The sequence below is a fragment of the Candidatus Komeilibacteria bacterium CG_4_10_14_0_2_um_filter_37_10 genome, assembly GCA_002793075.1.
Taxonomy (GTDB): Bacteria; Patescibacteriota; Patescibacteriia; order UBA1558; family UBA1558; genus UM-FILTER-37-10.
In genome coordinates, this window is the sequence record PFPO01000029.1 from 1 (window position 1) to 2,075 (window position 2,075).

General features: G+C 34.6%; 3 protein-coding genes. All 3 read left to right on the forward strand.

The features are described 5' to 3' along the window. The first annotated feature begins 98 nt into the window (after window positions 1-98). Window positions 99-1,040, forward strand: coding sequence for a hypothetical protein (locus COX77_01645; protein PIZ99412.1), 942 nt, complete (start codon window positions 99-101; stop codon window positions 1,038-1,040). A 33-nt stretch (window positions 1,041-1,073) separates the two neighbouring features. Beyond that, entirely contained in the window at window positions 1,074-1,673 is a 600-nt protein-coding gene (locus COX77_01650; GenBank protein PIZ99413.1) for a hypothetical protein, read from the forward strand. A 68-nt stretch (window positions 1,674-1,741) separates the two neighbouring features. Beyond that, a partial coding sequence (locus COX77_01655; GenBank protein ID PIZ99414.1) for a hypothetical protein occupies window positions 1,742-2,075 on the forward strand: 334 nt, incomplete at its 3' end.

Here is a 2,075-nt window from a genome sequence, read left to right on the forward strand (position 1 = left end):
ATCTTTGTAGCTAGATCAAACATAATAATTGTCCGATGATTAAGCTGTAATGTTCTGTTAGGCTTTTTTTTATTACTTATTTTACTTATAATACCTTTATGAACAGCGTTAAAACATTTCAATATCTAAAAGACGAGAGAATGCGCTTGGATGTTTTTTTATTGGCTGAACTAAACAATCTAAGCCGTGCTGCTATCCAAAAAAACATCATCAGCGGCAATGTTTGGGTCAACGAAAAAACCATTAAAATTAACCACTTCTTTTTAAAAAACGGTGATCGCGTTGAGTGGCAAGAGCCAAAAATAACACAGCTTTCAACCATCCAAGTCGATAATGCTATATTGGCGTTACCAAATATTAACATCATCGATCAAATAGATAACTATGTGGTTATTGAAAAACCAACGGCTTTACTGGCTCATGCTACAGCCAACAAACCAAATCAGCCATCACTAATTGACTGGTTACTAAAAAACTTTCCCCAGGCTCGACAAATAGGTGAAGATCCGTTGCGTCCAGCTTTGGTCCACCGTTTAGATAAGGATGTTTCCGGCTTAATGGTTATTCCCCTCAATCAAAATTACTATGATCATTTAAAACAGCAATTCAAATTAAGAAAGGTGGATAAGGAATACTTGGGATTGGTACATGGTCAATTTTCCGCCCCCAGCGGTGAAATAGATTTGCCGATTACCCGATCCAAAAACACTGGCAAAATGGCAGCTCGTTCGCACCAACAAGGTGGAAAAAAATCTTTAACTAGCTACCAAGTAATAAAACAATATCGAAATTATGCTCTGCTGAGCATTTCTCTACACTCTGGTCGTACCAATCAAATTCGTGTTCATTTTTCCGCACTGGGCAGGAGCCTGGCTGGTGATAAATTGTATCAGAATAAAAACATAACGATCAAAAATAATTTATCTCGCGTTTTTCTTCACGCTCATAAGGTAGCTTGGCCTGATCTTGATGGTAAAATTATTTCCTATGAGTCACCATTACCCAAAGAGTTGGCTAATTTTTTGACTAAGTTAAAATAAAATATAATCGCTTAACTAATCATAATTTATTACATGCCTAATAACAATAATGATCAAAGGCGGGTGCTGGTAATAGCTGGGCCTACTTGCAGCGGCGAAAGTACCATAACTGATCGCTTGATAAAAAAATATCCTATTTTTACCAGACTGATTACAGCAACAACGAGAAAACCCAGATTAAATGAAAAAAATGAAATTGATTACTATTTTTTCACCGAGGATGAATTCCGTAAGCAAATTGCGGTGGGTAATATATTAGAATATACTTATTTTGAAAATACTAATACTTATTATGGTTCTTATAAACCAGATCTAGAAAATAAATTTAGCGTGGGAAAAAATATTATTATGAATCTTGACTTAGTGGGGGCTAACTACTACAAAAAAAACTATGACGCTATTACTATTTTTTTAAATCCTGGTTCGCTTGATGTAATCAAAGAACGCTTAATTCGCCGCGATCCTAAAATTTCTACAGAATATTTGGCGAGTAGATTAAAAACAGCAGCCAATGAATTAGATAACGAGCAACAATATTATGATTATATTGTGAGGAATGAGCAAAATAAACTAGAAGAGGCGCTGAATAATATTATTGATATCCTTAAAAAAGAGAACTATCGACTATCTTAATTAAACCCTTGACTTTTACCTAATTTTTGATTAGAATATCAGGGACATTAAATAATCATTAAAACTATATGGCTGACAAAAAAAAGAATGCCTCAAAGGCGGTAAGAAAAGAAAAAACTAGAAAAGAAGCGGACGTCGCGTTTGATCCTAAGAGTATTGCTCTCAAACCTGGTCAAACTATTAAGATTCATCAAATCATTAAAGAAACTAATGCTAAGGGTGAATTAAAAGAGAGAATTCAAATTTTTGAGGGTAAAATTTTAGCTCTCAAACACGGTAAAGAGCAAGGAGCAACCTTAACAGTTCGTAAAGTTAGTGAAGGCGTTGGTGTCGAAAAAATATTCCCCCTATATTCACCAATCATCGAAAAAATAGAAATTATCAAGGTGGCAAAAGTTAGAA